We start from the raw sequence: 16,778 nt of genomic DNA on the forward strand, positions 1-16,778 counted from the left end.
AATAAATGGGTCTGAGACCCTCAAACATCATATTTTATGAAAGTAGGAGATAAAGTACGTTTTCTAAATACAACGGGAGGCGGAATAGTAAAAGGTTTTCAAGGTAAAGATATAGTAATAGTGGACGATGACGGATTTGATACACCGATACTTATTCGGGAGTGTATAGTTATAGAACCTGCAAATGAGGCTCAGGTGAGTCAGTCGGTAAAACCGAAGGCACACGAAGTTACATCATATCAGAAAGAACCAAAGATTGAGAGAGTTTCTGTTTCGGAGACTAAAGAAGGAGAGCGTATTACTGCTTGTCTGGCTTATCTGCCTCTTGATATAAAGACTTTGAGTACAACAAGCTATGAGTGTTATTTGGTTAATGATAGTAATTTTTATCTATCTTATAACTATATGAGCAGATCGGATAAAGGATGGATAAGTCGTGCCGTAGGAACTATAGAACCCAATACGAAGATTTTTCTGGAAGAATTCACGAAGACCGATTTGAATGATTTAGAAAAGGTCTGTGTTCAGTTTATTCCATATAAGATAGATAAGCCTTTCAGCTTGAAGAACCCTTGTTCTTCGGAAATTAGAATTGATACAGTTAAATTCTACAAATTGCATAGTTTCAAAGAGAATGATTACTTTGACGATGATGCTATCATCTATTATCTGATGAAAAATGATTTGACAGAAAGAGAATTGTTTGTATCGGCGGAGGTTATTGAAGAAGCGATGAAAGAGAAGAAGCAATTAGATCGTCAACAACCACAGCCTCTTAAAAAGAAAGATACATCATCTTCTATTATTGAAGTAGACTTGCATCTTGAAGAACTGATAGATTCTACAGTTGGATTGGATGCTAAAGATATTCTTGAATATCAGATTACTAAATTTAGAGAGATAATGGATGAAAACAAGGCAAAGAAGGGTCAGAAGATTGTCTTTATTCATGGTAAAGGAGAAGGTGTTTTAAAGAAAGCTATCTTAAGTGATTTGAAGACTAGATATAGTATGATGAATTATCAGGATGCATCCTTTAAAGAATATGGATTTGGAGCGACAATGATTACGATTAAATAATATGGAATGAAGTCTTAAAGGTTCTTTTTGAGGTAATAAAATATAAAAGTATGGCTATGAAGTTTCAAAAAAAATATAAGAATTTGCTAAGTGCATTATTTGTATTTGTAATTGCTTTTTCTTCATTCTTGGCTTTTGAACCTCTTTTTGAGCACTTAGGACAAAAAGCCTCGCAAGAGTTTGCTGCTGCTACTTTTGGGACTATTTTTGCTGCCGTAATTACGATGGTTTTGTTGAATAAACAAACTGAAACCGAAGTAGAGAAAAGTCGCAGTGAAAAGGTATTTGAACAGAAAATAACTCTATACAATCAGGTTATAGATACTCTACAGGGTGTTTTTGAAAAGCAGATAGACGGTGCTGAAATTAAATTAGACCGATCGGAGATTACCCAATTGGAATTTCTTCTCGCAAAAATGATGATGATAGGTAATGATAAAACCATAAACGAGTTTAAAGCTTTTTATGAGATTGTAACTAATAACTATTCGCCTCAAACGCAAACCTTATATTTAGACTCTTCGGACAAGCAGATTGTTTTTCGCTTTGCTGATTATTGTCGTGAGGAGTTAGGTTTATCAGATAAGACTCTGGAAAAAGAGATTTTGGAGGATATTGTTCTGCAAGGAGAATTATTCTATAATATAGAAGAAACAGGAGAACTTCACCCCAATTTGGTAGATACGATAAAAGATATTTATGGTTATCTGGTTTTTGATCTGGATTTACCTACTCGAAATATCGTTTTTAAACCCAATGGCTTCAATGCCTACATAAGTAAACGGCGAGAGGATAAAATGTGCTTTTTACAATGTACGTTTAATATAGATTCTGTTCGATTGGTTTTGGAACATGATCATATTATTAAAGGGTTTGCGAAAAATAAAGAGGACAATAAATCGATATTTCTATTTGAATCGGATGATCGTAAAAAAGTAAAACTGTATATTTCGGATATAGAGCGTGCAATAAAGCAAAGTTATATGCTAACGAAGAAGCAAATGTTGAACTTATGAAAAAGGATATAATTTTTTAATGATTAAATATAGAATGAAACAAAAACTATCTGCATTATTGCTAATATGTATAGCTGTAATGTTTTCGGGCTGTGGTGTTACTAACGATCTAACCAGCGCCTATAATGTAACAAAGTGTGAGTATGATTATAAATCTATTTCTAACTTAACGGTATCAGGAGTAAACTTGTCGAATGGAATATCGCCTCTGAGTGTTCCTAAACTATTAGGCATTTTAGGAGGAACAGCATCTTCTATTCCAATGAATTTTACTCTAAATCTAAATGTGAAAAATCCAAATACAACAGCTGCGATCATGAATGGTCTGCAATATATTGTAAGTATAGATGATATACAGTTTACAACAGGACATGTTGATCAGACGATGAATATTGCAGCGGGAACAACTCAGGTTCTACCTTTGAATATTGGTGTTGATCTTGCAACGCTAATGACTAACAATTCTAAATCGGCAGTAGAGAATATTGCTAAGAATTTTATCGGAATAGGCGACACTAAGTCTAATGTAAAGGTGCAAATCAAACCAACCTTTATGATTGGTGGTACACCTATTACTTCTCCGGTTTATTTTCCGGTAAGCTTCACGTTTGGAGGTAAATAAGGAGTCAGAAAACAAAAAGAACCGACTAGTCAATCTGATTAACCGGTTCTTTTTTTGTGTATATATGTGATTGTTTATAGCATAAAATCAGTCAATGGAGGATAAAGTCCTATGTACTCTTCTGTGCTTTCGTCGGCATATGCAATCTTAAGATTATCCATAAGGTCTTCTTCCTCCAGAACTTCTAATATCGTATGCACTGCTATATTTTTATCAACTACATAGCAAAAAATATTCATCGTTCCCGATCCTATATCTCCGCCATCGCAATGCCCGTTACCTGTCCATCCGAGGCAATTATTGAATAGCGATTCGAGATAATCTCTTTTCTCTGTTAGTTCTGTTTGATTAGCATCTTTATCGTATGAATATTGAACAATAAATTCGGTTAGATCTTCATGTTCCTCATAGCCTATCTGTTTTTGTTCACTTACATATTTTGCCAATGTAATGTTTGATGGAAGATCGTTCTTTCTGGTTTCTATCGTTTCAGTCTCTCCAACTTCTCCTAATATTCCTTTATGAATAGTGATTGTGTTATCTTCATTTATCCATATTTCAAAATACCTTGTAGTGCCTCCCGATTGCTTGTAAAGCTTCATCATCTTAGCATCGGTCTCTTCTTCATTTATGGCTGTGTCGTCATTCCATTCACTTACATTAGGGACTTTGCCTTCTGCATAGTATTGAGAGAATAGATTTATTATTTCGTTCTGAGTGGTATATGTTCTGCTGTAATGCTTAAAGTTATTATCAGAACCGAATACAAATCGTATTTCAGCATAATACTCATTGTTCTGTTTGATAGCTTGTATGTAAATACTGTTTTCTATGGGGTTTTTAGGCTCCAGAATGATATAGCTGTCTTCATCCTCAGTAAGACTACATATTGTTGCTTTAAGTACCTCTACGTCGTGTTTGCGGACGCTGCTTCCGTCCTTAATCAGTTTGAACTGTATCATTTGGTTATTGTTTTGTAATTATTTAAGTGCTCGAATCCTTCGGATAGAAAATGCCCGAAATCAAGTTCGAAATTCGGTGTAAATATATCTTTCCCTAATTGTGCTTTAATCTCACTTATGTCCCAAAAACGTCCGTCGGAAACTTCTTTCATATCTACCTTCGGAATTTGGTTGGTCTTTGTATAGAAGCAGTATGTAAGTTCTCTCTCGACATTCGTTTCTATAATATATTTGTCTATGTAATGTATGCTCAGGTTTTGCAGCCCTATTTCTTCGGAGGCTTCACGTAAGGCGGCTTGCTGAGGAGTTTCATTTAAGTCGATATGTCCTCCTACTGACGAATCCCATTTGTCGGGCTGTATATCTTTTGTAGCCGATCTCTTTTGCAGATACAACTTCCCTTCTTCATTAAATACATGAAGGTGTATTACCGGATGCAATAATTTAGAGCCACTATGACATTCACTACGCGTTGCCTTACCTATTATATTACCTTGTTCGTCTACTAAGGGAAATATTTCTTCTTGCATAATTTTATATATAGATAAATGAACAGTGCTTCATCTTTTACATTGTCTATTTAAGGTCATAGACCTTTTTTGTTGCTTTGGCAAGCACAACAGCAATAGTTGGTTATAAATCGAAAGTATATCATTAAATACTTTCATTTACTTGTATAGATTGTGAGTTACAATAAAGTTACATCGTATACATTTAGTTATACTGTTTGGTGACAAAGTAAGCACTTTTTGTATACTTTGTGTGTTTTTGTAATCTGCTGTAAATCAATTGAACATGATTCAAAAGGTTACAAAGGTAACAAAAGTAACACTTTTTTACTGTTTTATTTTCTATTGTTTACTGTTTACTAAATTCGGGCAAAGCAGAGCCTCTGCTCTACTGCTGACTGATAATTGTTGACTGACTGCTGTTCCAAAAGGTGACACTTTTCAGGTTATTATCTTTATTGTTTCTTTTCATCTTTTGTGCGACCATGCCACTTTCTTATTGATAGATAATTTTCCTCTTATTACTCCCTCTCAAAAGAAAATAGGGTGGGGTGAGGCAAGAAACTCTATTTGCTTAGAAATTGTTGTAACTCATCGTTATTGAGATTCTCCACATTGCCGTCAAATGGTAAACGAAATGTACATCCCACTTTCCATTCCGAACAGCCATAGGCTGCCTTTCCCTTCAAAAGTTTTCCTTTTTTGCAGAGTGGGCATAATACCGCTTCCTCAGGTTTTGGGGTTGTAGTTTTCTCTTCTTTCTTTTCTGCCGGTTCTTTTTTCTTTCGGGGAGAAGATTTTTTTGCCGGTTTAATTTCGGGCTCTTTTACTTCTTCTACTTCGATAGATTTTCTCGAATAGTCGTTCCTTACATTCATAACTATTTGAGTTAATAACTGTTTTAGCTCATCTATGAATATTTTTGTATCGTATTGATTTCTTTCTATTTGGCGAAGTTTATTTTCCCATATACCTGTTAATTCAGCCGATTTGAGTAATTCCTCCTGAATAGTTTGTATCAATTGTACTCCTGTAATTGTAGCCAGAAGATTCTTCTTTTCTTTGCGAACATAATTGCGCTTAAACAGGGTTTCTATAATGGCAGCACGCGTAGATGGGCGACCTATTCCGTTTTCTTTAAGAGCATCCCGAAGCTCATCATTTTCTACAAATTTTCCGGCAGTCTCCATTGCCCGAAGTAAGGTTGCCTCGGTATAATATTTAGGTGGAGAAGTCCACTTTTCGGTTAAAGACGGTTCATGCGTTCCGCTTTCCCCTTTCTCGAAAGAAGGAAGTATATTTTCTTCATCTTTATCATTAGTCTCGGAGTCGTCAGCAGAGGAATTATTCGATTGTTTTTCGAAAACAACTCTCCATCCCTGATCTAAGATTTGCTTTCCTGTTACTTTAAATTCGACTTTCGAAGCTTCCCCCAAGACAGTAGTTGTTGATATTTTACAATTCGGGTAGAATACTGCAATAAAGCGTCTGGTTACCATATCGTATACCTTACGTTCATTTTCGGTAAGAGCATTGGCTCTCACTCCCGTTGGGATGATAGCGTGGTGATCGGTTACTTTACTGTTATCGAATACTTTCTTCGATTTCTTGATTTTAGATGCCAGTATAGGAGCTACCAAATCTTCGTAACCCATCAAACCTTTTAGGGTGGCGGGCACTTTGGGAAATATATCGTCACTCAGAAAAGTAGTGTCAACACGAGGGTAAGTGGTGAGCTTTTTCTCATAAAGTGATTGTATAGTTTTCAAGGTATCTTCTGCCGAAAAGGCAAATTTCTTATTACATTCTACCTGCAATGAGGTAAGATCGAATAATCGGGGAGGCAGTTCTTCACCTGCTTTGATTGTTACATCTGTAACCTCAAAATCGGCCAGCTTTATTACTTCGAGAAACTGCGCCCCTTCTTCTTCCGTAGTAAATCGCCCTTTAGTTGCCGAAAAGGTAGTGTTTCGATAGATCGTTTTCAATTCCCAATAAGGCTCAGGCTTGAAGTTTTCGATCTCTAATTGTCTGTTTACGATAAGAGCTAAAGTCGGAGTCTGAACTCTGCCAATAGATAGTACAGATTTGTTCTGACCGTATTTTATGGTATATAGCCTTGTTGCATTCATTCCGAGTAACCAATCGCCGATGGCACGCGACAATCCTGCCTCATACAGTTTGTCAAAATCGCTTTGTTCCTTTAGATTCTGGAAACCTTCACGTATTGCATCCTCGGTAAGGGACGAAATCCAAAGACGTTTAACAGGGCACTTTGCTTGAGCTTTTTGCATTACCCAGCGTTGGATAAGTTCTCCTTCCTGCCCTGCATCACCGCAGTTGATTATTTCTTCGGCACTTGCGAATAAGGTTTCTATCACCGAGAATTGCTTGGCTATTCCCTGATTTTCTATTAGTCTGATACCAAATCGGGGAGGAATCATCGGAAGTAAATCCAATGACCAGCGTTTCCATTGGGGATAATATTCGTGTGGCTCTTTTAGGGTACAGAAATGCCCGAATGTCCATGTTACTTGGTATCCGTTTCCTTCAAAATACCCGTCTTTCTTATTTTTCGCTCCTAGAACATTGGCTATTTCTCTGGCTACACTCGGCTTTTCGGCTATACAAACTTTCATATTAAAGAAGCATGTCTGCGATAATTCAAACAGACATGCTGTGCATATTTTATTTTTATTTTGTGATGAGGTCTCAGACCTTTTTATTATTTGCTAAAAGGTATAAGCCTTAATAAGATTCTTTTTCATTCGGGAAATCAGATTCCTTCACGTCTTTTATATACGATTGTACGGCTTGGCTCATCATGGTATGAAGATCGGCATAGCGACGAAGAAATTTTGGAGAAAAGTCTTTATTGATACCCAGCATGTCATGAATAACTAATACCTGTCCGTCAACGCCTCCTCCCGCTCCGATGCCTATCATAGGAATCGCCAATTCTTTAGCTACCTGTTCTGCTAATGTTGCAGGAATCTTCTCCAGCACAATTCCAAAACATCCGACTTCCTGTAGAAGTGTAGCATCTGCCATCAGTTTATCGGCTTCGGCTCCGTCTTTGGCACGTACAGCATAAGTTCCGTATTTATTAATTGACTGAGGCATTAATCCCAAGTGTCCCATAACAGGAATACCTGCATCTATTATTTTTTTTATGTCCGCAATTATTTCTTTGCCTCCTTCTATCTTTAAAGCATCGGCTCCGGTTTCTTTCATCACTCTGATAGCTGCTTCTAAGGAAAGTGTCGGATTGCCCGAGCAACTGCCGAATGGCATATCAACGATAACCAAAGCGCGCTTTACGCCGTTTACTACCGATTTGCCATGATAAATCATCTGATCGAGAGTCATAGGTAGTGTAGTCGTATTCCCTGCCATCACATTGGATGCAGAATCGCCTACCAAAATGACATCCATACCTGCCTGATCTACTATCGAAGCCATAGAATAATCATATGCCGTAAGCATTGAGATTTTTTCGCCTCTTTGCTTCATTTCCTGCAAACGATGAGTCGTTACTTTGCGGTTATCTTCTGTATAAGTTGACATAGTTTTAAGTAAAAGTTAGAACTTAATTTGGTATCTTAAAATAATAACTGACAATCACAGTTATACTTAAGATTGATAATAAAAAGGTACGAGACCTTTATTGATATTATTAGCTTTGCAAATGTATAAAAAGCAAACGGTAATCAGTATCATAAGTAACGCTAAATATTTAATGCGATGTTTTATCGGCATAATAACTGCCTGTAGTTATTATGCCTAGCCAAAGCAACAAAAAGGTCTGAGACCTTAAATCAAAAAAGCTGTACTAATCAGTTAGTACAGCTTTTTGATATATTATATCTTTTGTTCTTAGAATCTATAACCAAAAGTAAGTAATCCGCTGAATAGATTTGTTTTAAGTTCAGCTTTGTCTGAGCCGGCAAAGCTATACAAATCGTCAGTACGACTATTCATTACAAATGCCACATCGGTGTAGAAATGAGGTGTAAACCTGTAACCGAGCCCGTAAGTGAAATAGTTAGCGTCTCCTACTAGCGAAAAGTGAGTTATAGTTCCTGCAGTAAGAGCGGTGTGTGTACCGTCTGCACTACCATTTACAAGAATATCTTTAACCGGACTTTGTTGCCACATGTAACCTACACGTCCCGAAAATTGAGGAGTAATACGAAACTCAGCACCTAAGCGTAAAGTTGATGAATTACGGAAAGACTCTTTAATATCTTGGTTTTCTTCAAAAGCGAAGCCATTTACGTCCTGAAAATTCATACGTCCATAGTTGGTAAGCTCATAGTCTGCACTTATTATCGCTCTTTTAGCAATAACTCCTGCTAAACTGAATACCCACTTATCCGGTGTGCGGAATTTATAATCTGTAAAAACAAGCCCTTCTTCACGTCTCGAAGAAACATTAGGTCTTCCATTGAAAGCATCCATAAGCACAGTATATGAATCAGTCATATTATACCATGTCGGAGAGTGATAGGCAGCCCCGATTCTTAATTCCTGAATTGGTTTGAAGATAAGCCCGGCTTTTACCTGCCAGCCTGATCCATCTGTTCTCAATTGATTTTCCATATCGTACTCATGTTTGGGAATATTGCTTGCATCTTCATAAAATGCTTCGCTGTAAAGTGACGATATATTATAACTAAGGTCTGTTACAGAAATTGTAAGACCTGCACTAACCATATCTGCAAAAGTAGTACCCATATTAAAATCGTAAGAATCTACAGATCCTCTTTCGAATACATGCAGGTAATTATCAATAGTGGGATCTTCCATTTTGGTTAAAACCGATTCATACTGCCTTCCTCCTGATTTGGGTGTTATCATTCCTGTATTAAAAGCAAGGGCTCCCAGCCAATATACAGATGGTCTGTCGAAGAACGGTTCCTGAGCTAATTCCAAGTCTGTTGAAGGTATACCTCTGTTTCCATCGAAACGATTTACGCGGTCTGCAATATATCTGGTTTGGGATTCGTCTACAAAGTGCCCGTTCATCGTGTATTTACGATCAAATGATTGCACACGGTTGTAAGAGAAACCGAAATTAATGAGAGGAGCAACATCGCTATGTAGAGGAACTGTTCCTACGAATGCAAAATTATCAAAACTGAATTTGAATCTGCTATCATTAGTTCTACTGTCATACAAGTCTGTTCTGGTTCTAGTGTTGGCAAAATTCATTGTTGTTACTATCTCCGATGTCGTATACACACCTATTCCCGCCGGATTGATTGCAATCCCCGAAATATCACCTCCTAGAGCACCAAAGGCACCCCCCATTGCAACAGACCGAGCTGTTCCCTTCAATCCTGTATAAGATAAATTGAAAGCATCCATCTCTCCTTGTGCCAGTGCAGATCCTATGAAAGAAGTGGAAAGTAAAGCAAGAATAAAAATACGTTTCATAGTTATTGTTTTTATTTCTAAAAAAAAGCTATTTTAGTTTAAACAGCTAAAATAGCTTTTTGTTTGTATTCAATATTGTTTTGTTTCAATTTTATCTACGTCCGCCGCCACTACGACCACCGCCGCCTGAAGAACGTGCACCTCCGCCACCGCCTGATGGACGGCTACCGCCGGAAGATGATCTTTGTACCGATGATCCGGACGATCTGTTGGATGAGCTTCCCGTATTGAAGTTTCTGTTGCTATTATTAGTCGCAGGTCTTGCATTTGTTCCCGAAGATCTGTTTGTTGAAGACCCTTGGTTGCTTACAGCACCTCCTCTGTTATTCGTAGTAGCTCCACCCCTGTTATTGGTAGTTGCACCACCTCTGTTTGTTGTGCTGCCTGTTGTATTTCTTGTTGGCGAATTAGTTACAATTCTGCCGGTATTTGGATTGTAAGTAGCGTCTCTGTTAACAGATGTTCTGCCGGAAGCAGATCCGCCTCTTCCTGTTGTACCATTGTTAGTTGCAGGTCTGGTGTTTACCCCTGATTCTCTGGTCGAAGTACGTCCCGAATTATCTCTGGTAGTGCTACCGCGTGTACCTTCATATCTTCCGGTTCCGGTGCGGGTAGAGTTATCTCTTCCGGTTGAGGTACGTCCTCCTCCCGTTGCTTCTCTTCCTGATGCAGAACCACGTCCTGTAGTAGCATCTCTACCTGATGCAGAGCCACGTCCTCCGGTTGCATCTCTGGCTGAAGAGTTACGGTTGTTGTTTCTTCCTCCGGCAGCTGAGCCTCTGTTGCCGTTATTCCGTCCGGTAGTTCTGCCGGGTCGGTTATTGGTCATCCTCGGGCCACGACCCCAGCCGCCACCCCAGCCGCCGCCCCAACCGGGACCCCACATACCACCGCCCCAACCGGGACCCCACATACCACCGCCCCAACCGGGACCCCACATGCCACCGCCCCAGCCCATACCCCACATACCGCCGCCCCACATGCCGCCCATGCCCCAGCCCATGCCCCAACCGGGACCCATGCCCCAGGGACGCATACCCCAGCCCATGCCCATACCCATGTTCCAGCCCCAGTTATTCCAAGGGTCGTTCCAAGGGTCATTTCTCCAAGCCATGCTAGTGGTTAGGTTATTGGCGTTGTGGTCGTCAAAAGAACCGTTCAGGATAAAGACATTGATGTTGTCATCGCTTGATATTCTTACGCTATTGGGATCTTCGTATCTTAGGTTGAACGGGTTGGTATCTTCTTCCCAGTTTATATTGGCATTGCTATTTTCATCAACATCTATTGAAACATCTCCTCTGGTGGAAATATTCACATTATTATTGGCGTTCTCTATATAAACTCTTGTCGGTTGCTGAGTTGTATTGGATTGTGAATTCCTGTTTTGTCTTCTGGTAGGAGATGATCCGTAGATGTCATCACCCCAATTTTGAGAGAAACTCACTAATGGCAACAACGCTGCTAATAATAACAATTTACTCCTTTTCATTATTTTATCTCCTCTCTAATTATATAAGTTCGATTCAATTTTTTACTCATTTATTCTTAGACTAGCTAAACTACTAAATGGTTTAATAGACACTTTAATAAAATCTATTTTTTTTCATTACAAAGATGCAAAAAATAAGACTCTGTTGCTCGTGATATCCTTAACAAATCTAAAAACGAAAATCGCATTTATCAGGTCTACGCTCAATCGGATGAATCCTAAACATTTGAACTTTAATGTTTGTTCTGGAAAAATGCAATTCTTTTTGTAAAGAAACAAAATTTTATAAAAAAGTAAGGGAATAATCGACAATAAAAAAAGCTGAAAAGCAAGAATGTTAGAAACTTATTGAAGTAAAAACTATATTTTTGTTGAAAATAACAAGAAGAGCTAATTATATACGTCTATGTGACCGGATAATATTGAAGCAGGATGTTCTTGTTTTGTGTGAAAAAGATTATTTATGATATATAAAAAAAGTGATAAGATGAATTATATTGAAGCGGTGTTTCTTTGCAATCCTCATAGTGAAATTATAACAGAAGTATTATCTGCCGAACTAGCGGATATTGGTTTCGAGAGTTTTGTAGATACTGAAACAGGGTCAACTGCTTATATTCAAGAGAGTCTTTACAATAAAGAGGCGATAGATTTGGTGTTGGAAAATTTCCCGTTGGAGTCGAAAATAACTTATACTGTTAGTTTGATTGAAGGTAGAGATTGGAATGAAGAATGGGAAAAAAATTACTTTAAACCTCTTATCATAGATGACAGGTGTATCATACAAAGTACATTTCATAACGAACCGGCTTCTTATGAATATAATATATACATCGATCCTAAAATGGCTTTTGGTACAGGGCATCACCAGACTACGGAATTGATGATTCGTGAAATTTTGAATATGGATTTTACCGGTAAATCGGTTTTAGACATGGGCTGTGGAACTGCTATTTTAGGTATCCTCGCTTCAATGAGAGGTGCTGATCCTATTCTGGCTATAGATATTGACGAATGGGCATATGATAATGCAAAAGAAAATCTCGATTTAAATAAAGTCTCTAACATTGATGTTCAAATCGGAGGTGCTGATCTATTGACGGGAGCTCAGACATTTGATGTTATACTGGCAAATATCAATCGGAATATTCTGCTGAATGATATACATGTGTACGCATCTGTATTGAATCCTGAGGGTATATTATTTATGAGTGGTTTTTATACGGAAGATATTCCCGCTTTAACTGACGAATGTAATAAACATGGTTTGACCTTCGTCCATTCTAATAACAAGGATAATTGGGCGAATGTGAAATTTATAAAGAAAGGACTGGTTTAACCAGTCCTTTTCTATTATTTATTTTAAATCTTAATAATTTATCGGATAGTTGGGATTTATATTCGGATTGGGAGCTTCTTCCACCGAGATAATACTATCTACAATGAAACGGGTATAACCTCTCCATGGTAAAGAACCGAAATATTCCTTGTAGTGTAGTTTTACGTTTTGTCCGGTCAGATTCATAAGCCTCTGAGCTAATTCTTTGTTTTCGATAGAGAATTCAAATTCGTTAGATTGCAGACCGCCTACAGTTCCTGTCTTTATACCGGTCTGTATTAGTTTTCCTTCATATGTTTTGAATATGATTCCCTTGTGCATTACGTAATTAAGCTGTCCGGCTTTTACACTGCTGCTGGCAAAAGGAAAGTAAAAGTATGCAATTACGCCTCCTATTACTAATATGATAACGACAATAAATATTTTAGTAAATGTTTTTTTCCACGAGCCGGTTGTTGTTCCCATCTTTCTTGTTTTGTTAGTTATTTTTATTGATTAACATCGGGTGAGTTCTATTTGTTTATCTTACTTGGATATTTACAGGAATTTCAACTATTTAATGCTATGTTTTATTTGTAGGGGCAGACCTATGTGTCTGTCCTTTGTGGGTGAACACATAGGTTCACCCCTACACCAAAGTAATAAAAAGATATGAGACCTTATTTTTGTTTCCGCTTCTCTTTAGCCAGACGTTCTTTTTCTTTACGTTCCTTTTCAATTATTTTGAGGCGCTCTTTACGCTCACGTTCACGTTCTTTCAATCTGGTTTTTTGAGCTTTTTCTTTTTCCTTCAACTCCAGTTGACGCTGCTTGCGTGCATCTTCTCGTGCTTTTACCAGATTCTTTTGGTCATTTACTTTTGTATCTGCTGCTGCTTGCTCTTCGGCTTGTTTTTGTTTCTCAGCATTGGCTATAGAGTTTTGTTGTGCCTGCTCTGCATCCTTTATAGCTTGCTCTTCGGCTTTAACCTTAGCTTTCCTTTGTTTTTCGAGTTCTTTGAGTCGTTTGTTCTCAGCTTTTTGGGCAGCTTTCTCTTCTTTACTCAGTTTCGGTTTATTGCTTGAAGAGTTGAATAGATTTTTCAATCCATCCACAGGGTTATTTATTATGTCAATTGTTCTGTTGATTACTTCATCTGCGATTTGTATCTGATCGTCAGACAGAATATCAGATACACCGACTTCTTTATTTTCTTCTTTAGAATCGGACTTAGTTTCTTTAACGGGAGGAGCTATGGGTCTTGATGGAACTGTTTCAACCGGTTTCACTTCGGGCTCAGTTTCTTTAATTACGGGAGCCGTATCTTCCGGTTGAGGCTTCTCTTCAACGGGTGCTGCACTCCTGGTTCGTTGTTGGTTCCAGTACATAATCAGTTTTACCATTTCTTTGGTGTAATTCTTTTCAAAGAATAAGAAGTACTCATTGAGGCTCTTGCCATTCATCAATGCAACAAAGTTATCGGTTGATATGGGCAGAGGAATAATAGAAGGATCTAATTCATCCATCAACGATTTCTTATCAAAAGCTTTGTCTATATAAAATTCTATTTCATCAAGCGAATTGAATCCTTTAACCTGTAACATCTCTAACGAATTAGCCTCGGTGAAGCTTAGGTCAAATGTTTGATAAATAAAGTTCGAGAAGTTATAACTGGCTACATCATATATCAATTGGTTCTTATCAATTGTTTGAGATTTGTAGATGAATAACAGCATATATTCTGCTTCAGGGTCGGCAATAAAGTCTACTCCCGCAATTTCTTCTGGATTTTCACCTGTTCCAAACCTGATATCCCATATCATACCACGGGCAGGAGATGAATCGGAAGACAATGATTTTCCGCTTAAAATACCTTTCAGCATATCTGAAGCCAATGGTGTAACATCTGCATTAGGGTATGTTTCGATCAGGGCACGCAAGTGCGTTTTGAATTCTTCGGGATCGTTCGTTTGAGCATATGTAAGCGCATTCAAAAACATAAACTTAGGAATCAATACCGATAGTGGATATTTTTCTGTCATCGATTGGAAGTTTGTTCTAACCGTCTTTATGTTTCCGGCGAGATATGCTTCATACGTTTGTTGATAAAGATTGCCTTCCAGTTGGTGCATGTTTCGGAGGTTCCATTCATAATTTGGATCAGCCAACGCAGCAGCATAAGAACTCTTAGGGAACGAGTTCAACAGATAGCGTCTGTATAACTCCGTCATTTCTCTGTTGCCTAATCTCAAATAAATCAAGAATAATTGATAATATATTTCCTCTCTGTTCGGGCCATCGGGAAAACGAGAAAGATTGGTTGTGAAGGCATCTATTGCCAGATTATAATCTTCGAGTTTATCCTTATATATCTTTCCTAAATTGAAATAGGCATTCTCAATGATCTCATTAGATGCTGTTATGGCCTCCGGAGTCAGTGGTATTTGTTGTAAATAAAACTCAGGTGAGTAAATATCCTGAACAATTGTTTGGTTTTGCGTTTCGTCCTTAGGGTCTTTTGGGGCGTTCGGGTCGTCAGGCTTTTTTTCTTCCTCTTCCTGCATATTGCCTTCATCAAAAGTAGTGACACGTTTATTGCGCCTGCGCCAGTTGTCTTCTAGCTTTCTGTTTCCCCATTTGCGCTGAAAGGCTACTTTTCCCTGATTTACTAATTGAGGATTGTAGAAATAAAAAGATGTACTATTACCTCCTAAAATAGCAGGTCCTGATGGAATATTAGGTGAGGTTTGTTCGAATAATGGGGTATTTGGGTTCTGAGAGGATTGTGAGTTATTTTCTCTATTGAGCCTTTGTTGTTCTCGTCTTTCTTCCTCGTCTTTCTTTTTCAGGTCTGCTATTATTTTATTGACAACCAGTAACTGTTCATCGTAAGGCTTTTGTGCCAGATATTGAAGACTGTCCTGTAAATGGATAGCTTCGATGTGCACTACCAGTTCATCTAATACTTCGGATCTGAGGTTAACCCTTGGATATGCTTCGTGCTTTTTGTTTAAAGAAGCTAATGCTTCCGAATAGTTGGGTTGAGCTTTTGCATACTTTTGTTGTGCAAAGTAAATGTCGCCCAGTGCAATCAGATTGAGGGCTTTGTCGTAGCCATTGCGTATGCTTGCTTTGACTGCTTTTTCGTATTCGGCTACTGCTTTTACTGTATCTTGGTTATTCAGATAAATATTTCCGATGGCATAATGTACCTGATCCAGATACTCTTTGTTCTTGGGATCTTTACTCATTTTGTTGAGCAGAGACAATACTTCTTGTTTATTGGAGCTGTTAACAAACGATGCCTGTTGCATCTTTGCATTGAAAGAGAAAAGGTATGGAGTATTAAGCCCAATTACACTTTCGAATGCCCGATATGCTTTTTCCTGATCTTTGGTATAAGCATATAGTTGCCCCAACAGATACCTCATGCGGGTTCGCTGAAAACTATCACTTTCGTCTTTTATAGCCTGTTCGAGAAATGGTATCGCTTTTTCGTATTCTTTTCTTTTGATTAAAAAATCAGCATATACTTTATTGTACTCCGCAGTTAAATTATCGGGAACTCCTCCTGCGAGTTTGATTTTATGAAATATATCTTCCGCTTCGTAATACCAGCCCATAGCGGTATACGCTTTGGCAATCCAGATTCGTGCTTCGGCCACTACATCATTGTCTCCTTTATATAGGCGTGTTACATATAATAAAGTAGATACGGCTTGCAGATAATCTTCATTCTGAAATTCGGCTTTTCCCAATAATAGCCATGCATTCTTAAGGAAGGGATTGAATTCCTGTTGTTTTAGCCATGCCTGATATTCCTGATTTTTTCTTTTACCGGGATCACGTTCGGGCTTTGTGCGGATGGAGTGAATTTTTATGGCTTTTGTCGTTTTGTCTACAGTTACATTAAAACTTCCTCCCGGATTTTGTTTTAATTCTTCTTCTACAGGCGGACTGGGATATATGGCAATGATTTGAGAAAGATTATCCTGATATCCCGATTGTTTCGTTTTTAGGGATTCTTTATATGCTTCGTTGGCATTAAAGTAGATATTGTATTTTGTGTTTATGGCATGGTACATACGGGTTTTTGATGTATTCTTTTTAGAAGAACACCCCAACATGGTCAGGATAATGACAGACCCTATAATGAATTTGTACCTAAACACTCTGATTTAAAAGTTTATAAGTTTTCTATACGTTATTCTGCTACAGCAAATTATTTAATACAAAAGTAGCAGAATTATTGGTCATTGGAATTTTTGTATTTAATAAAAGTGAAAGAAGCTATTGTAATAACTGAGAAAATGTAATATACTTGTAGCCGCAATAACAAG

At 37.9% G+C, this 16,778-nt stretch carries 12 protein-coding genes; 4 read left to right on the forward strand and 8 right to left on the reverse strand.

Annotation, left to right across the window (positions count from 1 at the left end; genetic code table 11):
- The first annotated feature begins 36 nt into the window (after positions 1-36).
- Genes CLV62_RS04265 through CLV62_RS04275 form a run of 3 tightly spaced genes read left to right on the forward strand, consistent with a single transcriptional unit; the run spans position 37 to position 2,718 of the window.
- Positions 37-1,080: a DUF2027 domain-containing protein gene (locus CLV62_RS04265; RefSeq protein WP_110309553.1), complete on the forward strand. Its 1,044-nt coding sequence runs from the start codon at positions 37-39 to the stop codon at positions 1,078-1,080.
- A gap of 56 nt (positions 1,081-1,136) precedes the next feature.
- Positions 1,137-2,096, forward strand: coding sequence for a hypothetical protein (locus CLV62_RS04270; protein WP_146212698.1), 960 nt, complete (start codon positions 1,137-1,139; stop codon positions 2,094-2,096).
- A gap of 34 nt (positions 2,097-2,130) precedes the next feature.
- The gene (locus tag CLV62_RS04275; protein ID WP_110309555.1) at positions 2,131-2,718 is read left to right on the forward strand and encodes a hypothetical protein; all 588 of its coding nucleotides are present in this window, start codon (positions 2,131-2,133) and stop codon (positions 2,716-2,718) included.
- 74 nt (positions 2,719-2,792) lie between these two features.
- On the opposite strand, the gene CLV62_RS04280 is transcribed toward CLV62_RS04275, so the two are convergent.
- The 6 genes from CLV62_RS04280 to CLV62_RS04305 form a co-directional block, all read right to left on the reverse strand.
- Complete coding sequence (locus CLV62_RS04280) at positions 2,793-3,680, reverse strand: hypothetical protein (protein WP_110309556.1); 888 nt, start codon at positions 3,678-3,680, stop codon at positions 2,793-2,795.
- Positions 3,677-4,210, reverse strand: coding sequence for an NUDIX hydrolase (locus CLV62_RS04285; RefSeq protein ID WP_110309557.1), 534 nt, complete (start codon positions 4,208-4,210; stop codon positions 3,677-3,679). The genes CLV62_RS04280 and CLV62_RS04285 overlap by 4 nt, the downstream gene beginning before the upstream one ends.
- A 545-nt stretch (positions 4,211-4,755) precedes the next feature.
- Positions 4,756-6,828 carry a DNA topoisomerase 3 gene (locus CLV62_RS04290; RefSeq protein WP_110309558.1) on the reverse strand — a complete coding sequence of 691 codons (2,073 nt, stop codon included), beginning with the start codon at positions 6,826-6,828 and terminating at the stop codon, positions 4,756-4,758.
- A gap of 109 nt (positions 6,829-6,937) precedes the next feature.
- Positions 6,938-7,756 carry a 3-methyl-2-oxobutanoate hydroxymethyltransferase gene (gene panB, locus CLV62_RS04295; RefSeq protein ID WP_110309559.1) on the reverse strand — a complete coding sequence of 273 codons (819 nt, stop codon included), beginning with the start codon at positions 7,754-7,756 and terminating at the stop codon, positions 6,938-6,940.
- Positions 7,757-8,065: 309 nt separating this feature from the next.
- Positions 8,066-9,628 (reverse strand): OmpP1/FadL family transporter, encoded by a 1,563-nt coding sequence (locus CLV62_RS04300; protein ID WP_110309560.1) that lies wholly within the window; start codon positions 9,626-9,628, stop codon positions 8,066-8,068.
- A gap of 91 nt (positions 9,629-9,719) precedes the next feature.
- The gene (locus CLV62_RS04305; RefSeq protein WP_110309561.1) at positions 9,720-11,120 is read right to left on the reverse strand and encodes a hypothetical protein; all 1,401 of its coding nucleotides are present in this window, start codon (positions 11,118-11,120) and stop codon (positions 9,720-9,722) included.
- Positions 11,121-11,607: 487 nt separating this feature from the next.
- Here CLV62_RS04305 and prmA point away from each other — a divergent pair, with 487 nt between their 5' ends.
- A complete protein-coding gene (gene prmA, locus CLV62_RS04310) occupies positions 11,608-12,459 on the forward strand; it encodes a 50S ribosomal protein L11 methyltransferase (protein ID WP_110309703.1) in 852 nt (283 codons plus the stop codon).
- A 30-nt stretch (positions 12,460-12,489) separates the two neighbouring features.
- On the opposite strand, the gene CLV62_RS04315 is transcribed toward prmA, so the two are convergent.
- Positions 12,490-12,924, reverse strand: coding sequence for a hypothetical protein (locus CLV62_RS04315; RefSeq protein ID WP_110309562.1), 435 nt, complete (start codon positions 12,922-12,924; stop codon positions 12,490-12,492).
- Positions 12,925-13,118: 194 nt separating this feature from the next.
- Positions 13,119-16,610 (reverse strand): type IX secretion system periplasmic lipoprotein PorW/SprE, encoded by a 3,492-nt coding sequence (gene porW, locus CLV62_RS04320; protein ID WP_146212699.1) that lies wholly within the window; start codon positions 16,608-16,610, stop codon positions 13,119-13,121.
- Positions 16,611-16,778 lie beyond the last annotated feature (168 nt).

The organism is Indolivaga alginatilytica (assembly GCF_003201355.1).
In the GTDB taxonomy this organism is placed as follows: Bacteria; Bacteroidota; Bacteroidia; order Bacteroidales; family Dysgonomonadaceae; genus Dysgonomonas_A; species Dysgonomonas_A alginatilytica.